The sequence below is a fragment of the Aeromonas sp. QDB31 genome, from assembly GCF_027707605.1.
Classification (GTDB): domain Bacteria; phylum Pseudomonadota; class Gammaproteobacteria; order Enterobacterales; family Aeromonadaceae; genus Aeromonas; species Aeromonas media.
On record NZ_JAPCIX010000002.1, the window covers coordinates 282,421 to 300,626 of the forward strand.

Here is an 18,206-nt window from a genome sequence, read left to right on the forward strand (position 1 = left end):
CTGATGGCCGGACAGGCTCCCCTGGATCACCCGATGATCACTCATTCCAGCAGGTGATGGCCTCACTCACCGAAAATTTGCCCTCGAGGAGCGCGCGGCCAAGGATGACCCCCTTGACGCCGGTGTCCTTGAGCGCCTCGATGTCGGCCAGACCGCCGATGCCGCCGGAGGCCTGAAACGCCACGCTCGGGTAGCAGGCGCAGAGATCCCGGTAGAGCTCGACGTTGCTGCCCGAGAGCGTCCCGTCCCGGCTGATGTCGGTGCAGAGCACGTGCCTGAGCCCGGCGGGGAGGAAGCGCTCGATCAGCGCCTCGATAGTCACCCCGCTGTTCTCCTGCCAGCCGGCCACCGCGATCTGGCGCTTGCCCTGGGCATCGATATTGACGTCCAGGGCCAGCACGATGCGTTCGGGGCCATATTTTTCCATCCAGCTCGCCACCAGTTCCGGGGACTTGACCGCGGTGGAGCCGACCACCACCCGATTGGCACCAGCGGCAAGAAGGTCCGCCACGTCCTGTTCGCTGCGCACGCCGCCACCCACCTGCACCGGCGCCCTGGTGGTCGCCAGCAGCGCCGTGATGAGGGCAAGCTGGCGGGCTTTTGCATCCTTGGCGCCGTCCAGATCCACCAGGTGCAGTTGCTCCGCCCCCTGGGCGACATAGTCGTCGAAGCGGGCCTGGGGGCTGCTGCTGTATGCGGTCTTCTGGCCGTAGTCCCCCTGATAGAGTCGGACTACCTGACCATTGATGAGGTCGATTGCGGGAATGATCATCCTTGTTACAGCTCCAGAAAGTTTTGCAGTAAACGGGCACCGGCCGAGCCGGATCGCTCCGGGTGGAATTGGGCGCCAAAGAAGTTGTCACGGCCGACGATGGCGGTGAAGGGCTGGCCATAGTCGCAGGTGGCCAGGGTCGCGTCGGTCACCTCCAGGGCGTAGGAGTGAACGAAGTAGAAGTAGCTGCCGCTTTGGATCCCCTTGAGCAGGGGATGGGTCTCATCGTGCTCAATCTGGTTCCAGCCCATGTGGGGCAGGCGCAGATTGTCCACCTCCATCAGCCGGATCCTGCCAGGGACTATGCCGAGGCAGTCGATGAGCTGGCCTGAGTCGCCATCGGCGATCATGTTCTCCTCGGAGGCCTGTGCCAGCATCTGCATGCCGAGGCAAAAGCCCAGCAGCGGCTGTTTGGCGGCGCGGATCAGGGGCACCAGGTTACGTTCATTGAGATTCTTCATGGCGGCCACCGCAGTGCCCACCCCGGGCAGGATCAGCTTGTCCGCCTGCTCGATGTCGGCGGTCTGGCAGGAGACCTGCGGCTGCACGCCAAGGCGCTCGAACGCCATGCGCACCGAAGCCAGGTTCGCACAGCCGGTGTCGATGATGACCAGCTTCTGGTTCGTCATCACAGCACCCCCTTGCTGGAAGGGAGTTCGCTCCCTTCCACCCGGATGGCCTGGCGCAGGGCACGGCCGAAGCCCTTGAACAGCGCCTCCACCTGGTGGTGGGTGTTGCCGCTGCCCACCTTCATCTGCAGGGTGATGGCCATGGCGTCCGACAGGGAGCGGAAGAAGTGGGGCACCATCTCGGTGGCCATCTCACCCACGCTGTCGCGACCAAAGCCGCTCGGGCAGTCGAACACGAAGTAGGGGCGACCGCTCAAGTCCAGCGCGGTGGCCACGTCCAGCTCGGTCAGGGAGGGAGCCTGGTCGCCCTCGCGGGGACGACCATCGATCACCGCCTGCACCTCGTCCATCGCCAGCACGAAGCCGAAGCGGCCGATCCCGCGTTTGTTGCCAAGGGCCTGGCGCAGGGCCTGACCCAGGGCCAGCCCGACGTCTTCCACCGTGTGGTGATCGTCGATATGCAGATCGCCGCTGACTTTCAGCTTGAGGCGAAAGCCCGCGTGAGTGGCTATCTGATCCAGCATGTGATCGAAGAAGCCGATGCCGGTGGCGATCTGGTTGCCGCCGCTCTTGTCCAAGTCCACCGCCACCTGGATGCGGGTCTCCTTGGTGTAGCGCTCCACCTCGGCGGTGCGCCCTTTGGCGAGCAGCTGATCACGGATGGCGAGCCAATCGTGATCCTGCGGGTGGTAGCGGATGCCGCGGATGCCCATGTTCTCGGCAAGCTGCAGATCGGTCTGTCTGTCGCCAATGACGAAGGAGTTGGCAAAGTCGATACGACCGGACGCGAGGTACTCCTTCACCAGTCCGAGGTGGGGCTTGCGGCAGTTGCAACCGTCGGTGGGGAAGTGGGGGCAGATCAGCACCTGCTCCCAGTTCACCCCTTGGGACTCAAAGAGGTGCATCATCAGATCCTGAGGGGGCTGGAAGTTCTCCAGCGGCAGGCTGGCGGTACCCAGCCCATCCTGATTGGTCACCATCACCAGCACGTACCCGGCGGCCTGCAACTCGCGCAGCACCGGGATCACCATGGGTTCGAAGCGCAGCTTGGCGAGGCTGTCCACCTGCTTGTCGGTCACCGGCTCTTCTATCAGAGTGCCGTCACGGTCGATAAACAAAAACGGGGTCTTCATCTGGCTACTTCCTTATATGCTGGCGGCAGTCTGGTTGCTGGCTGAGGGGGCGTTGAGTGACAGATCTCGCAGCACGTTGATCACGGCATCCATCTCCCCCTGATAGCCGATGGTGATGCGGATACTGTTGTCCAGGCCCGGCTTGGTGGAGAAGTCCCGCAGTATGATGCCGGCGGCCTTCATGGCGGCAAAGACGCTGGCACCGTCATTGAAACGCACCAGCACGAAGTTGCCCTTGTCCTCGAACACCTCTTTCACGCAGGCAAGCCGGAGCAGCTCGGCCTTGATGAGGGCCTTCTGCTTGTTGAGTTCCTGCACCCGCTCCTGCATCAGCGATAGCCCCATGGGGGAGAGCGCCTGGGCCGCAATCTGGGCGATGGGCTCGGGGATGGGGTAGGGGGCGATTACCTTGGCCAGCATGGCAATGACCTCCGGATCCCCCAGGGTGAAGCCACAGCGGATCCCCGCCAGGGCAAAGGCCTTGGAGAGGGTGCGGGTCACCACCAGATTGGGGTATTGGGCCAGCAGATCCACCACTGAGCTTTCCGGGCAGAATTCGATGTAGGCTTCGTCCACCACCACGATGGCGCGTTCCCGGGCCTTCTCCAGCAGGGCGATAAGCCCCTTGCGGCCCACCAGATCCCCGGTGGGGTTGTTGGGGGAGCAGAGGAACACCAGTTTCACGTCGGAGAGCCGATCCGCGATGGCGGGCCAGTCCGGCTGACGGCTGGCGGTGAGCGGCAGCTCGACGATGCCGACGCCACAGGTCTCGGCGCTGATGGCGTACATGCCGTAGGTGGGGGGGCAGATGAGGATCTGATCTTCACCGGCGTCGCAGAAGGTGCGGATCAGCAGCTCGATGGCCTCGTCGGCGCCACGACTCACCAGCACCTGATCCGGATTAACACCGGCGTAGGCGGCATAACTGTTGACTACCTCGGCAGGTTGGCACTCGGGGTAGCGGTTGAGGCGATTGCCCTCGATGGTGAAGGGGTAGGCCAGTGGGGCCTCGTTGGCGTTGAGCCAGACGTGACCCTGACCGCCGATGCGGCGGGCGGATTGATAGGGGGTGAGGGCCCGCACCACGCGGCGAGCCAGATTGGCGATGCTCATGACAAATCCTTTTGCTGCTGGTTTGAAAGTGCGTTCAATCTCAGGGTCACGGCATTCTTGTGGGCATCGAGGCCCTCCGCATCGGCGATGCGCTGGACTATGGGGCCAAGGCCCTGGATCCCCTCGATGCTCAGCTCCTGCACAGTGTAGCGACGCTGATAATCAGCGAGCCCCAGGCTTGAACAGGTGCGGGCATAGCCGTAGGTGGGCAGGGTGTGGTTGGTGCCGCTGGCGTAGTCGCCGACCGATTCCGGCGTCCATGCCCCGAGGAAGATGGATCCGGCGTTCTCGAGTTTATCCAGCAGTTCCCGTGGCGCTTTGGTCTGCACGATCAGGTGCTCCGGCGCATAGGCATTGGAGATGGCGCAGGCCTCGTCCAGATCGTCGCAGAGGATCACCAGACTGCTGCCGAGCGCCTGTGCGGCGATGTCGCGGCGGCTGAGCTGGGCCAGCTGGCCCTTGATCTCGCCGGCAATGGCGTCTGCCAGGAGCGGCGAGGTGGTGACCAGCACCACTTGGCTGTCGGGGCCGTGCTCGGCCTGGGAGAGCAGATCTGCGGCCACGAAGGCGGGGCTCGCGCTCTCGTCGGCAATCACCAGCACCTCGGAGGGGCCGGCCGGCATGTCGATGGCGGCGCCGCGCCAGTCCCGGGAGACCTGGCCCTTGGCTTCGGTCACGTAGGCGTTGCCCGGGCCGAAGATCTTGTCCACCTTGGGAATGCTCTGGGTGCCGTAGGCCATGGCGGCGATGGCCTGGGCGCCGCCGATGGCGAACACCTTCTCGACGCCGCAGGCGCGGGCGGCAAACAGGATCTCGTCGCTGGCGGGGGACGGGGTGCAGAGCACCACCTCACGGCAACCGGCCAGGCCTGCCGGAATGGCCAGCATCATCACGGTGGAGGGGAGCGGTGCGCTCCCCCCCGGCACGTAGAGGCCGACCCGGCTGATGGCCTGGGTGCGCAGCTCGCACACCACACCGGGCTGGGTTTCGACACGCACCACTGGCTGCACCTGGGCGGCGTGGAAGGTACGAATGTTGGCAATCGCCGCCTCGATGGCACCCTTGATGCCGTCATCCAGGCGCGCACAGGCGGCCTCGATCTCGGCCTCGCTGACGCGCAACTGCTCACGGGGGGCGCGCTCGAAGCGCAGGCTCAGCTCGCGCAGCGCATCGTCACCCCGGCTGCGCACAGCTGCGATGATCTCCTTGACCACGGCGCCGATATCCGCCTCATCGTTGAGGGCGGGGCGGGTCAGCACATCGGCCTGCTGGGCGAGGGAGAGGGTCTTCCAGATCAGGGTCTGCATGATGTCCCTTCCTTATTCCATCATTTTTTCGATGGGCAGCACCAGAATGGAGCTGGCGCCGAGGGCCTTGAGCTGCTCCATGGTCTCCCAGAACAGGGTCTCGCTGGAGACGACGTGCAGGGCCACCTGGTTAGTGTCACCGGCCAGTTGCATGATGGTGGGGCGCTCGGCACCCGGCAGCAGATCGGTAATGGCATCGAGCTTGTCCTTGGGGGCGTGCAGCATGATGTACTTGCTCTCGCGGGCCTGCTGCATCCCCTGGATGCGGGGCAGCAGCTTGTCGATGAGCTTCTGCTTGGCCTCATTCAAGGGGTTGGGGGCCTGTACCAGCACAGCCTTGGAGCGGTAGATTACCTCCACCTCTTTGAGGCCGTTGGCCTCCAGGGTCGCGCCGGTAGAGACCAGATCGCAGATGGCGTCGGCCAGTCCCGCGCGGGGGGCCACTTCCACCGAGCCACCCAACATCACGCTCTTGAAGCCGAGCCCCTTCTCGTCGAAGAAGCGCTTGAGCAGCCCGGGGTAGGAGGTGGCGATGCGCTTGCCTGCCAGACTATCCGGCCCTGTGTAGGTGACGTCTTCCGGCACCGCTAGGGAGAGGCGGCAGCCACCGAAGTCGAGCTGCTTGAGGGTTTTGACCTCGAAGGGGAGTCCCTGTGAGGCGCGAATAAGCTGCACCTCTTCCAGCACGTTCTCGCCGATGATGCCAAGGTCGACCACCCCTTCCATCACCAGCCCTGGGATGTCGTCATCACGCACCCGCAGGATGTCGATGGGCATGTTTTCCACGTGGGCGATGAGGCGCTGTTCCCGCAGGTTGATCTTGAGGCCGCAGCTCTTGAACAGGGCCTGGGAGTCCTGGCTCAGGCGACCGGATTTTTGCATGGCGATGCGCAGACGTTGTGTTTCCATTGCTCGATTTCCTTCTAGTCAAAAACGAAAAAACCCTCGGAAGTGTGTGCTTCCGAGGGTTTATGAATCTTGCGGTCCTTTTGGAAGTCACCAGTTAAGTGTCTTCCAGCAGTCAACCTCCTGAAAGACTAGTCGGGATGATGATGGTGATGATGAGTCTTCAGCAGGGTGAACTTCATGTAATCAATCCTTTACAAATAAGATGTCGTAGTTGACGCCTGATTTAAACTACCTGCCTTGACGGAAAATGCAACCTGAAATTGTGTTTTGCCCGATTAAAGTGGGGAAAACGGTTTTCTGGTCGATAACTAATCAAGATAACCTGAGGAGTGATCACCATGCCCAGCCAGGATCTGTTATTTCCCATCTTGCCGCGCGCACCGTCGACCCCGAGCCCCGACGACATCAAGCGGGAGGTGACCCAAATCAGCCAGAAACATCAGTTGCGCAAGATTGGCACCGACAATGGTGGCGGCGCCCAGCAGCACCAGCAGGGGTACCCTCCGGCCAAGCGTGATCAGCCAAAGGTGCAGGATGATGATCACAAGCCGGATCCGGACCATCAGATCGATCTCTTCGTCTGAACGCATTATCAGTCCCGCTTTCGTCGTGCTTTTGGCATAATGGCCGCTTTTGCGCGGGACGCTCCTTTGACCATCCAGACCCTGTTCAAGCCAGATGGCCCTCTGGCCAGCCACATCGACGGCTTCAAGGCCCGTGCGCCGCAACTGGAGATGGCCGAAGCGGTGGCGCGCGCCATCAAGAGTGGCGGCCGCCTGCTGGTGGAGGCGGGCACCGGCACCGGCAAGACTTACGCCTACCTGGTGCCGGCGTTGGAATCCGGCAAGCGGGTGGTGATCAGCACCGGCTCCAAGAACCTGCAGGAGCAGCTCTTCTACCGGGATCTCCCCACCATCACGGGGGCGCTCTCCTACACCCCGCCAGTGGCCCTGCTCAAGGGGCGCAGCAACTATCTCTGCATCGAGCGCATGAACCGCCTCCTGAGCGAATCCCACCTGCAAAAGCCCGAGATCCTCAGCGATCTGGTCAAGGTGAAGTCCTGGTCCACGGCCACCGATAACGGTGATGTGGGTGACATTCCGGGGCTGCAGGAGAACGCCGAGATCCTCGCCCACGTCACCAGCACCAATGACAATTGCCTCGGTCGCGACTGCCCCTATTATGACGACTGCCATCTGGTGGTGGCCCGCCGCCGTGCCATGGATGCCCAGGTGGTGGTGATCAATCATCATCTCTTCTTCGCCGATATGGCGGTGAAAGACACGGGATTTGGCGAACTGGTGCCCGAATCGCAGGTCTATGTGTTCGACGAGGCGCACCAGTTGCCGGAGATCGCCACCAACTATTTTGGCAAGTCGGTGGGCAGCCGCACCATCCTGGATCTGGCGCAGGACATCCAGCTCGCCTACAGGGCCGAGGCCCACGATATGGGGCAGCTTGGCAAGGCGGCGGACAGGCTCTCCATCGCGAGCCAGGACTTGCGCCTCGCCTTCGGGATAGACGGGGGGCGTGGCAATACCCGCGATATCCTGCGCCAGCCGCTCTGGGGCCAGGCCCTGGCTCGTCTCAACGACGCCATCGGGCTCTGCTACGAGGTGCTGAAACTGGCGCTCGGCCGTGGCGAGCAGCTGGATCACGCCTTCGAGCGAGTCTGCGAGCTGCGCACCCGCCTTGGGGAGGTGCTGGCGGTCAATCAGACCGGTTTCTCCTACTGGTATGACTGCTCCCGGCTGCACTTCTCCCTCAATCTCACCCCCTTGTCGGTGGCCGAGCGATTTGGCGCCGAGGTGCAAAAGCCCGAGGTGGCCTGGATCTTTACCTCCGCTACCCTGACGGTGGACAACCGTTTCGATCACTTCAAGGCTGAGCTGGGGCTCGCTGGCAGCGCCGAGCTTATCCTCGACAGCCCGTTCGACTATGGCGAGCAGGCGCGGCTCTGTGTGCCGCGCTTCCTGCCCGAACCCAATGCCTTCGGGCGGGGGGAACAGTTGGCCAATCTGATGATCCCCCTTATCAACAAGACGCCGGGGGGCTGCTTCTTCCTCTGTACCAGCCATCAGGTGATGCGGCAGGTGGCCGAGGTGCTGCGCCGGGAAATCGGCCGCACCGTGCTCTTGCAGGGGGAGGACAACAAGCAGCGGCTGCTCAAGGAGTTTGTTGAGAACGGGCGCGCCGTGCTGGTGGCGACCAGCAGTTTCTGGGAGGGGATCGACGTGCGAGGGGCGGCATTGTCCTGTGTTATCATCGACAAGCTGCCGTTTGCGAGCCCGGACGATCCGCTGCTCAAGGCGCGGGTGGATGATTGCAAGCTCAAGGGGGGAGATCCCTTCGCCGAGCTGCAGCTACCCAAGGCGGTGATTGCCCTCAAACAGGGGGTGGGGCGACTTATTCGTGATCGCAGTGATCACGGCGTGCTGGTCATCTGTGATCCACGGATGGTCAACAAGCCCTATGGCGCCACCTTCATCAAGAGTCTGCCCGCCATCCCTCGTACCCGGGAGTTAGGGTCACTGGGGCGTTTCTTTGACCGCGGCGAGTAACTCGGCAGGCTATTTACCAGAACGTGGGAGCTGGCTACCCTGGGGCGTTGTGTCGAGCGGGATGCTCTGGCCTGGGCCGCGTACCCGGCGCGCCTTGCATTGGACCTGAGATGCTGGCGAGTGGATAGCGATTGACGGATTTGCCATGTTAAGAAAACGGGTGAGCACTGCTCGCTTGCACGTTATGTAATTGACTGATTTTATAGAGATTGTAACCCATGACCGAGTTGAAGATCCTGGCCGTTGATACCGCCACCGAAGCCTGCTCCGCCGCCCTGCTGGTGGGCGACAAGCTGTTCTCCCGTTGGGAAGAGGCGCCGCGGGATCACACCCAAAAAATCCTGCCCATGGTTCAGTCTGTGTTAGACGAGGCCGGTCTATCGTTGGCTGAGCTCGACGCCATCGCCTTCGGGCGTGGGCCGGGCTCCTTTACCGGCGTGCGCATCGGGATCAGCGTGGCCCAGGGGCTCGCCTTTGGTGCCGGCGTGCCGCTCATCGGCATCTCGACCCTGGCTGCCATGGCCCAGGGGGCTCATCGTCTGGAGGGGGCAACGCGGGTGCTGACCGCCATCGATGCGCGAATGAACGAGGTCTATTTTGGCCACTACGAGCTGCTTGACGGCCGCATGCAGCTGGTGGGAGAGGAAGTGGTGAGCGATCCCGCCGCGCTGATTGACGCGCGCGGCAAGCTGGCGGGCAGCCTGAGCTGCGTCGGGACCGGCTTTGAAACCTATGGCGAGACGCTCAATGCGCTGGCCGACGAGCTGGCGGTGAGCCAGGTGCGTTTCCCGGCGGCGGTCGACATGCTGCCCCTGGCACGCAGCGCCTGGCTGGCGGGGGAGGCGGTGGCTGTTGAGCAGGCAACCCCCGTCTATTTGCGCGACAAGGTGACCTGGAAAAAACTGCCGGGTCGCGAGTGACATCCAACGGCGAGCCGTGACTCGACGCCAGTGAGTGAAGGCAGACGGTGCGGAGAAGGAGAGGCAAATGATGAAACGCGTGATCATGCTGGGCCTGACGGGGCTGCTGCTCGGCGGCTGCAGCACTGTGCCCAAGGAGCTGGCCTATGAGCCGGAAAGCCAGCTGGTGGCCTATCAACCTGCCCTGCAGGGGATGGAGGGCAGGCCTGCGCGCTGGAGCGGCGTCATCTCGGCGGTGCACAACGAGCAGGATCAGAGCGTCATTGAAGTGGTCTACCTGCCGCTCAAAGCCAACGGCGTACCGACCCAGACGGAGCAGAGCCCGGGGCGTTTTCTGGCCGTCATGAAGGGGTTTGTGGATCCGACGCTCTATGCCAAGGGGCGCAGCCTGACGGTGCTCGGTACCCTGGACAAGCCGGTGGACAGCCAGATAGGCGATCACAAATATCGCTTCTCCGTGCTCAAGGTCACCGCCAGCAAGCTGTGGCCGCCGGTGAAGGAGGTGGAGATCCGCTACATGGACCCCTACTTCTACGACCCCTTCTATGATCCCTTCTGGCCAAGACGCCACTACTCCCGCTGGTGATGATGGAAGAGCGCTTCCTCACCCTGGCCGATGGCCGGCGCATTGCCCTGCTGGATAACGGCCGGCAGGGTAAGCCCCTGGTCATTGCCCTGCACGGCTGGCTCGACAACGGCGCCAGCTTCCTGCCCCTTGCCCCCCATCTCGATGAGTGCCACCTCGTCTGCGTCGATCTGCCGGGGCACGGTCATTCGGATCACAAGGCGACCCCCTATGTCTTCGTCGACTGGCTCGACGATCTGCACCAGATTGCCCAGGCTGCGGGCTGGCAGCGTTTCATCCTGCTCGGCCACTCCCTCGGGGCCCTGATCGCCAGCGCCTATGCTGGGGTCTTCCCCGAGCAGATAGTGCGGCTCATCCTGCTGGAGGGGCTGGGGCCACTGAGCCAACCCGATGAGGAGGTGCCTGCCCAGTTGCGGCGGGCCATTCTCAATCGCAGCCGTACTCGCGAGCGAGCGTCCGGTGGGTTTGCCTCCCTCGACGAGGCGGTGGCAGCCCGCTGCAAGGTGGCGGAGATCTCCCCGGCGGCGGCGCGCCTCATCTGCGAGCGCCAGCTGGAGGTGCGGGAAGGGCGCTGGCACTGGCGCAGCGATCCACGTCTGCGGGATCTCTCGCCCATGCGCATGAGCGAAGGCCAGGCCCAGGCGCTGATCCGGGCCATCGCCTGCCCTGTGCTCTTCATCCGTGGCGAGCAGGGGTTCCAGGGTCTGCTGGCGCAGTGGCAGCAGCGGGGACCACTCTTTGGCCAGATTGAAATGGTACAGGTGGCGGGAAATCATCACTTCCATATGGAAAATTCGGCCAAAACCGCCGTTTATATCGAAAACTTCTGTCAGATCCGGTAGGATCGCCGGCTTTCAATCATGTCAGGTTTGCTTTCTCCCTCACACTTCTCGTTGTTAATTTGCTGTTAATCGATGTTGCCTTGTGTAACTATGTGCGGCATTAGAGCTGTAGCTTAAAACAACTGATTGAAATGGATGTGACAGGGACGGAGGCAACACAGTGAGCGCACAGGTGCTAGTTATGCAGGAGAAGTTCGTGGAAAGAGTCTGGCTGAAGCGTTATCCAGAAGGGGTGCCCGCCGAGATCAATCCAGACCAATACGGCTCCCTGGTCGAGATGTTTGAAGAGTCGGTGACCCAGTTCGCCGACCAGCCCGCTTTCGTCAACATGGGGCAGACCATTACCTATCGCCGGCTGGAAGAGCAGTCCCGTGCCTTTGCCGCCTACCTGCAAAACGAGCTCAAGCTCGGCAAGGGCGACAGGGTGGCGGTGATGATGCCGAACCTGCTGCAATACCCCATCGCCGTGTTTGGCATACTGCGGGCCGGCATGACGGTGGTCAACGTCAACCCCCTCTACACCCCGCGCGAGCTGGAGCACCAGCTCAAGGACTCCGGCGCCAAGGCCATCGTCATCGTCTCCAACTTCGCCCATACCCTGGAGAAGGTGGTCTACGACACCCCGGTCAAGCACGTGATCTTGACTCGCATGGGGGACAACCTCGGCCTGGCCAAGGGCACCCTCGTCAACTTCGTAGTCAAGTACGTCAAGAAGCTGGTGCCCAAATACAACCTCCCGCACGCCAGCACTATGCGCCAGGCCCTGGCCAAGGGGCGCTACCTGCAGTACATCAAGCCGGAGATCAGCAACCAGGACATCGCCTTCCTGCAATATACAGGCGGCACCACGGGTCTCTCCAAGGGGGCCATGCTGACGCACCGCAACATGATTGCGAACGTGGAGCAGTGCCTCGGTGTCTATGGTCCCGTGCTGGAGCGGGGCAAGGAGTTCGTGGTCACGGCGCTACCGCTCTACCACGTCTTCGCCCTGACGGTGAACTGCCTGCTGTTCATGCGCCTGGGTGGCTACAACCTGCTCATCAGCAACCCCCGCGACATCCCGGGCTTTGTCAAAGAGATCAAGAAGTACCCCTTCACCTGCATCACAGGGGTCAACACCCTGTTCAACGCCCTGGTCAACAATGGCGAGTTCCAGGGCATGGACTTTTCCAAGCTCAAGCTCACCATAGGGGGCGGCATGGCGGTGCAGCGAGCGGTGGCCGAGCAGTGGAAGACGCTGACCCGGACCCCGCTGCTGGAAGGCTATGGCCTGACCGAGTGTTCACCCCTGGTGAGCGTCTGCCCCTACGATCTGGTGGATTACAACGGCTCCATCGGCCTGCCGGTCTGCTCCACCGAGATCCGGCTGGTGGATGACAAGGGGTTGGTTATCACCGAGCTGGGCGCCCCCGGCGAGATGCAGGTGCGTGGCCCCCAGGTGATGACGGGCTACTGGCAACGTCCCGAGGCGACCGCCGAGGTGATGCAGGATGGCTGGCTCTGTACCGGTGACATCGCGGTGTGCGACCAGCAGGGCTTCTTCAAGATCGTCGATCGCAAGAAGGACATGATCCTGGTCTCCGGCTTCAACGTCTACCCGAACGAGATTGAAGACGTGGTGGCGCTCCATCCCAAGGTGCTGGAAGTGGCTGCCGTCGGCGTGCCTAACCCGGTTTCCGGCGAGCTGGTGAAAATCTTCGTGGTCAAGAAAGATGCAAAGCTGACAGAGGACGAGATAATTGCCCACTGCCGCAAACATCTGACTGCCTATAAGGTGCCGAAACTGGTAGAATTTCGCGACGAACTTCCCAAGACCAATGTGGGCAAGATCCTGCGGCGCGTGCTGCGCGACGAGGAGATTGCCAAGCAGTAACCGGCATGCACTGCTCTGCAGTCAAGCGCTGTCGTTATGCAAAACCGTGGGTCATGCCACGGTTTTTTCTTTCTGGGTCCCGACCAACGTGCAGGCAAAGATGCAATATCAACTCATTTCACAGCAAGCCGAACTGGAGCAGTATCTCGCTTCCCTGGCCGACGTTCCCCTGGCCATAGATACCGAATTCGTTCGCACCCGTACCTACTATCCCCAGCTCGGTCTGTTCCAGATCTATGACGGCGAACGCCTCGCTCTGCTGGATCCGCTGACTCTGGATCTCTCCGGCCTGTGGCAGCGGCTCGGCCGGGCAGGGCAGATCGCCATACTGCACGCCTCCGGTGAAGATCTGGAGCTCATCCAGCATCAGGCGGGCCACCTGCCCAACCAGATGCACGACACCCAGCTCGCGACGGCATTTCTGGGGTACGGCGTCTCGGTGGGCTTCGGCGCCTTGGTGAAAGAGTTCCTCGGGGTGGAACTGGAAAAGGATCAGGCCCGCACCGACTGGCTGGCCCGCCCCCTGACCGCGCGCCAGCTCGAATACGCGGCGGCGGATGTCTTCTACCTGATGCCCCTCTACGAGAAGGTGATGGCCAGGCTGCATGAAAGCGGCAAGTTTGCCTGGTTCGAGCAGGAGTGCCAGAACCACTCCGCCCGCAAGACCCAGGGCAGCGATCCCCGTCAGGCCTACCTCGAGATCATCAACGCCTGGCAACTGGGTCGGCGTGAGCTGGCCATCCTGCGCGAGCTCGCCGCCTGGCGTCAGCAAGAGGCGGTACGCCGGGATCTGGCCCTCAACTTCGTGGTCAAGGAGCTGCACCTATTCAAGGTGGCGGAGCGCCGACCCACTTCATTGCGGGATCTCAACGAGCTGGGGCTGGCCCCCATCGAGATCAAGATCCACGGCAAGCGGATGCTGGACATCGTCGTCTCCGCCCAGCAGAGCGATCCGGACAGCTGGCCAGAGCCCATTCGCCGGCTGGTGGACTTCCCCCAGTACAAGGCCGAGCTCAAGCGCATTAAGGCCATGGTGGAAGAGAAGGCCAAGGCCAGCAACATTCCGCCGGAGCTGGTTGCCAGCAAGAAGATCATCCACCAGTACTTCACCTGGAGCTGGCGCATGAGCGCCGAGGAGCGGGCCAGGGCGGATAAACCCATGCTGCTGCAAGGGTGGCGTCATGAGCTGGTGGGCCACCTGCTGGCACAGTAGCGGCCTCTGGTGCCCCTATGACGAAAGCCCTGGCTGCGTGTGCGGCCAGGGCTTTTGCTTTTTTGGATGGCGTGAGCCGGGGTTATCCGTGGGTCAGCAGGTTGCCTTGCTGCTGCAGCTCGTCGAGATGCAGGCCTGTGGTGCCCTGCAGCAGAACCAGATCCTGGAAGCCGGCATCCCCCGTTGCACCATCCCTATCCACGCTAAGGATGGTGCTGCCATTTTCTTCCCGCACCGCCAGATAGTCCGACAGGTCGCCGCCCGTCGTATCCTGGAACAGATCTCGCAGATCCAATACGTCTCCCCCCTGTATCAGGTTGGCACCATTGAAGTCGGTTATGGTGTCCACCCCCCCTTCGCGGCCGAAGACGAAGGTATCGCTTCCTTCCCCGCCGACTAAAACATCATGGCCAACCAGCCCGTTCAGGGTGTCGTTGCCATCGCTGCCCACCAGGCCGTCATCGCTCTCTGTCCCCGTCAGTATTTGATCAGCCAGTATCGCGTGGTAGCTGATCGTGGTGCTCGCATCCTCTCCTTGTGTCATCTGGAAACCGGCTGTCGTATAGGTGCCCTGCAACTGGATTTCGCTACGGTGGGTACCATCGTCGATGGTCAGCACACCGCCGCTCGCGGTGGCGTTGCTGACATAGCTGATGGTTGCGTTGCCAACGTCGGCCAGCTCGAACTTATCTCCTGCGTTGAAGCCAGAGACAGTGCCGGTGAAGTCGGCGGCATGTGCCAGCCTTAGGATCCCATCCCCCTCGAGGGCAAAAGCGGTGTCCATGTTCGACGCAGCAGCGTAAGCCAGCGTAGCCATGCCGCTGATCAAGGCGCTGCCGGTACCGCTGACAGCCGCGTTCAAGGTCACATTGCCGCCATTGGCCCACAGCAGGCCGCTGTTGTCGAGCCCACTGTCGATGATCAGACCACCGGCCCCGATCGCTGCCAGCATGCCGGAGTTGATGATGACCTCATCGCCTGTGTCGATCACCAGGGCATGACTGCCATCGGCGATGATGCTGCCTGCGTTGTTCAATATCAGCTGCCCGGCGCCGAGTTGGCCTGCACCGCGGATGCTGTTGTCGATGTTGAACAGCACTGTATCGGCGCTGCCACCGAACAGAGCATTGTGGTCGCTGTCGGAGAGCACCAACTGCCCGCCGCCACTCAGGCTGGCTCCGCGGAACAGGATCTCCAGGCTGGCGCCGCTGTCGTGGCCACCAAGGGCAATCATCCCTTCGTTGATGAGACTGCCACCAAACGGCATGATGGCCCCGTCATCTATGGTGAGGGTACCGCCGTTGCGGGTCACCGGATCGACGTTGAACTCGAAGTTCGCCTCGCCGAGCAACGCCCCATCGACCCCCTTGATCGTGATGCTCTGGCCCTCGCCAATGCTGATCACCGCATTGCCATCGGCGTCATTGCCTATTTGCACGTTTGCCATGCTGGTGACGCCGGCAAAGCCGATCAGATCCAGCCTGTCGGTGGTCACGTCGAAGTTGTAGACGACGTTGTTGCCGATGGGTTGGGCGAACACGAACTGATCCGCACCGGATGAGCCGGTCAGGTTGTCGTCTTGCGACAGGGCGAAGATGGGGGAGCCTGGGGCATAGGCCTCGACGTTGTCGGCGATATAGGCGCTGCCCATGCTGCCGTCGACGTTGGTCCAGCTCATGTTGACAGCCAGGACTGCGGCCCCGACAAAGTCAGCCGGGGTGGTGACAGTGAGGCCGCTCGGATCCTCGGTCATTAGGCTCCAGGTGCCGTCGCCATTGTCGTTGCCGCCGTTTATGGTCCAACCCGAGGGAACGCCGGATATCTTCATCGAGATCAGGCCAATAAGCCCCTCGGGGGCTTCCAGGGCCAGGTGGATCGGTTCACCGGCAATACCAGCGGGTGCAAGAGATGCAATCTGTGGTGTGCCGAAGGAAGTTGATGTGGCGACATTGCCATTGCTGTCGATCACATTGTTACCCGCATTCAGGTTTAGCCCTAGAGTGTTACCTCGGTCGCCATTGGCTGGCTGTCGACCATCGTAGGCAACAGTCACCGTCCAGGTCGAGCCGGAGCCTGAGACGCCCGTGATACTGGGGAAGGGCGAAACGCTGGTAGCACTGCCGAACAGGGTGAAGTCTTCGGCGCTGACCCCGTTGACCTGTTCGGAGAAGGTGACGGTGAAGGTCGCGGTGCCGGAGTTGCCGCTACGTGAACTGATGCCCGTGATGGAGAGTACGGTCGGAGCGACCTCGTCGAGGTTGTTGACCGCGAGGGTGACGGCCTGCTCGGTGGCCGGGTTGACGCCATCGCTGGCCAGGACGCTGAAGCTGTAGCTGGACTGGGTCTCGTGATCGGGGTTGCCGAGCAAGGTGACCGCACCGGTGATGGCGTTGATGGTGAACTTGTTGGCATCGGTACCGGCGAGGCTGAAAGTCACGCCTGCGCTGATGTCGGCACTGTCGTCGGCGGTGGCGGTGTAGACGACCTGACCGGCGCCGCTGTTTTCATTGATAGCGGCGGCAGTGCCACCGGAGGTGATGGTCGGTGCGATCTCGTCGAGGTTGTTGACCGCGATGGTGAAGGTCTGCGCCTGGCTGGAGCCATCGGCACTGGTGGCGGTGACCTCGATATTCACGCTGGCACCGAGGGCTTCACGGTCGATGGCGGTGGCGACGGTGACCACACCGGTGGCGGGATCGATGGCAAACAGGCCGCCGGGATTGCCGGACAGGCTGTAGGTGACGGCATTGGTGGTGGCGTCGGCGTCGCTGGCAAAGGCGGTGATGCCGACCAGGGAGCCGATGGCGATGTTCTCGTCGACGGCATTGGTGGCGGCGTTGGTGTCGGTCGGGGTAGTGACATCGAACTCGTCAACATCGTTGATGGCGATGGTGAAGGTCTGCGCCTGGCTGGAGCCATCGGCACTGGTGGCGGTGACCTCGATATTCACGCTGGCACCGAGGGCTTCACGGTCGATGGCGGTGGCGACGGTGACCACACCGGTGGCGGGATCGATGGCAAACAGGCCGCCGGGATTGCCGGACAGGCTGTAGGTGACGGCATTGGTGGTGGCGTCGGCGTCGCTGGCAAAGGCGGTGATGCCGACCAGGGAGCCGATGGCGATGTTCTCGTCGACGGCATTGGTGGCGGCGTTGGTGTCGGTCGGGGTAGTGACATCGAACTCGTCAACATCGTTGATGGCGATGGTGAAGGTCTGCTCGTCGAAGGCACTGCCATCGGAGACGCGCACCACCACTTCATAGGTGTTGTCGCCGTTGCTGTCGCTCGGGCTTTCCCGGTTGGGCGCGTTGACAAACGACAGGGCGCCGGTGTTGGGATTGATGGTGAAGAGTCCTGCATCGGCGCCACCGACTATGGTGTAGGTCAGCAGCGCACCGACGTCCAGGTCACTGGCCGTCACTGTGGTGACCACAGTGGTGTTTTCGTCGATGGCCAGAGCCGCCGAGCTGCCCCCCCCGTCGGAGGTGATGGTGGGGCCGTTGTTCTGCACACCGAGGAAGTCGGTGTTGCTCAGGTCCTTGAGACCGTCGAGTTTGATCACCAGATCGGCCTGGCCGTCGCCGTTGGTATCGGCCTTGATGTAGGTGGCATTCTGCCCGGCGTTCTGCTCGTACCAGACACCGTTGATCAGGGAAATGGTGCCTCCCCACTTGAGGTCGGTGGAACCCAGCAACGGACGCAGGTCGACCTTGTCGTTGTCCGGGTTGGCGTCACGCACACCGGAAAAGTCACGGATAGTATCCATCCCGCCACTATTGGATTCCATCGCGCTCTGGTAGACGAAGAGGTCATTGCCGCTACCGCCGCTCAGCAAATCGGCGCCATTGCCGCCCTGGATGGTATCGTCACCACCTTCACCGTAGACGGTGTCGTTGCCGTTGCCGGCATAGATAGAGTCGTTGCCGCCACTTGCATGACCATCGCCGTTGTCGCCATAGATGGTCTCCGAGCCATTGCCGCCGTAGATGGTGTCGCTGCCGGCGATGGCTCGGCTCTGCTGCCGGTAGTCATCCCAGCCGTCGCCGTAGATGACGTCGTTACCGTTCTCGCTGTTGACGAGCGATGTCCCGATGACGTCGTTGCCGGATCCACCATAGACGAGGTCCTGGCCGTTGCCGCCGGAGAGGATATCGTCCCCGAGCCCGCCGTAGAGGGTATCCTCGCCGTTGCCGCCCAGCAGGGTGTCGCTCCCGCTGCCGCCGTCGAGCATGTCACTGCCATTGCCTCCATCTATGAGGTCGGCTCCTGTGCCGCCAATGAGCGAGTCGTTTTTATTGGTGCCGCTGATGTCAGCCATGGGTCTGCTCCTTCAGAAAGCGGGAAGATG

At 62.4% G+C, this 18,206-nt stretch carries 14 protein-coding genes and 1 other annotated feature; of the genes, 7 read left to right on the plus strand and 7 right to left on the minus strand.

Annotated elements, in window-relative coordinates; translation table 11 throughout:
- Positions 1-37: 37 nt before the first annotated feature.
- From hisA to hisG, 6 genes are read right to left on the minus strand one after another with little or no spacing between them, the layout of a single operon-like run.
- Positions 38-772, minus strand: coding sequence for a 1-(5-phosphoribosyl)-5-[(5-phosphoribosylamino)methylideneamino]imidazole-4-carboxamide isomerase (gene hisA, locus PG898_RS03245; protein ID WP_043129925.1), 735 nt, complete (start codon positions 770-772; stop codon positions 38-40).
- A gap of 5 nt (positions 773-777) precedes the next feature.
- Positions 778-1,401 (minus strand): imidazole glycerol phosphate synthase subunit HisH, encoded by a 624-nt coding sequence (gene hisH / locus PG898_RS03250; protein WP_041205736.1) that lies wholly within the window; start codon positions 1,399-1,401, stop codon positions 778-780.
- Positions 1,401-2,534, minus strand: coding sequence for a bifunctional histidinol-phosphatase/imidazoleglycerol-phosphate dehydratase HisB (gene hisB, locus PG898_RS03255; protein WP_005324998.1), 1,134 nt, complete (start codon positions 2,532-2,534; stop codon positions 1,401-1,403). The genes hisH and hisB overlap by 1 nt, the downstream gene beginning before the upstream one ends.
- A 12-nt stretch (positions 2,535-2,546) precedes the next feature.
- Positions 2,547-3,647: a histidinol-phosphate transaminase gene (hisC, locus tag PG898_RS03260; RefSeq protein WP_005324996.1), complete on the minus strand. Its 1,101-nt coding sequence runs from the start codon at positions 3,645-3,647 to the stop codon at positions 2,547-2,549.
- The gene (gene hisD / locus PG898_RS03265) at positions 3,644-4,954 is read right to left on the minus strand and encodes a histidinol dehydrogenase (protein ID WP_270823528.1); all 1,311 of its coding nucleotides are present in this window, start codon (positions 4,952-4,954) and stop codon (positions 3,644-3,646) included. The genes hisC and hisD overlap by 4 nt, the downstream gene beginning before the upstream one ends.
- A gap of 12 nt (positions 4,955-4,966) precedes the next feature.
- The gene (gene hisG / locus PG898_RS03270) at positions 4,967-5,863 is read right to left on the minus strand and encodes an ATP phosphoribosyltransferase (RefSeq protein WP_005324991.1); all 897 of its coding nucleotides are present in this window, start codon (positions 5,861-5,863) and stop codon (positions 4,967-4,969) included.
- A 24-nt stretch (positions 5,864-5,887) separates the two neighbouring features.
- Positions 5,888-6,016 (minus strand) — a sequence feature (His leader region).
- A 185-nt stretch (positions 6,017-6,201) separates the two neighbouring features.
- On the opposite strand from hisG, the gene PG898_RS03275 reads away from it, so the two are divergent.
- From PG898_RS03275 to rnd, 7 genes are all read left to right on the plus strand, one after another.
- Positions 6,202-6,447 (plus strand): hypothetical protein, encoded by a 246-nt coding sequence (locus tag PG898_RS03275; protein WP_270823529.1) that lies wholly within the window; start codon positions 6,202-6,204, stop codon positions 6,445-6,447.
- 66 nt (positions 6,448-6,513) lie between these two features.
- Positions 6,514-8,424 carry an ATP-dependent DNA helicase gene (locus tag PG898_RS03280; protein WP_270823530.1) on the plus strand — a complete coding sequence of 637 codons (1,911 nt, stop codon included), beginning with the start codon at positions 6,514-6,516 and terminating at the stop codon, positions 8,422-8,424.
- Positions 8,425-8,642: 218 nt separating this feature from the next.
- Positions 8,643-9,344 (plus strand): tRNA (adenosine(37)-N6)-threonylcarbamoyltransferase complex dimerization subunit type 1 TsaB, encoded by a 702-nt coding sequence (tsaB, locus tag PG898_RS03285; RefSeq protein ID WP_043129935.1) that lies wholly within the window; start codon positions 8,643-8,645, stop codon positions 9,342-9,344.
- Positions 9,345-9,411: 67 nt separating this feature from the next.
- On the plus strand, positions 9,412-9,930 hold the full coding sequence (locus tag PG898_RS03290; protein WP_043129936.1) for a Slp family lipoprotein: 519 nt from the start codon (positions 9,412-9,414) through the stop codon (positions 9,928-9,930).
- Positions 9,930-10,772 (plus strand): alpha/beta fold hydrolase, encoded by an 843-nt coding sequence (locus PG898_RS03295; protein WP_043129937.1) that lies wholly within the window; start codon positions 9,930-9,932, stop codon positions 10,770-10,772. Before PG898_RS03290 ends, PG898_RS03295 begins: the two co-directional genes overlap by 1 nt.
- A gap of 196 nt (positions 10,773-10,968) precedes the next feature.
- Complete coding sequence (fadD, locus tag PG898_RS03300) at positions 10,969-12,645, plus strand: long-chain-fatty-acid--CoA ligase FadD (protein ID WP_081934458.1); 1,677 nt, start codon at positions 10,969-10,971, stop codon at positions 12,643-12,645.
- Between the two features lie 100 nt (positions 12,646-12,745).
- Positions 12,746-13,858 carry a ribonuclease D gene (gene rnd / locus PG898_RS03305; protein ID WP_043129939.1) on the plus strand — a complete coding sequence of 371 codons (1,113 nt, stop codon included), beginning with the start codon at positions 12,746-12,748 and terminating at the stop codon, positions 13,856-13,858.
- An 82-nt stretch (positions 13,859-13,940) separates the two neighbouring features.
- Here the strand turns inward: rnd and PG898_RS03310 are convergent, their stop codons facing one another.
- The gene (locus tag PG898_RS03310; RefSeq protein ID WP_270830624.1) at positions 13,941-18,176 is read right to left on the minus strand and encodes a beta strand repeat-containing protein; all 4,236 of its coding nucleotides are present in this window, start codon (positions 18,174-18,176) and stop codon (positions 13,941-13,943) included.
- Between the last annotated feature and the right edge of the window lie 30 nt (positions 18,177-18,206).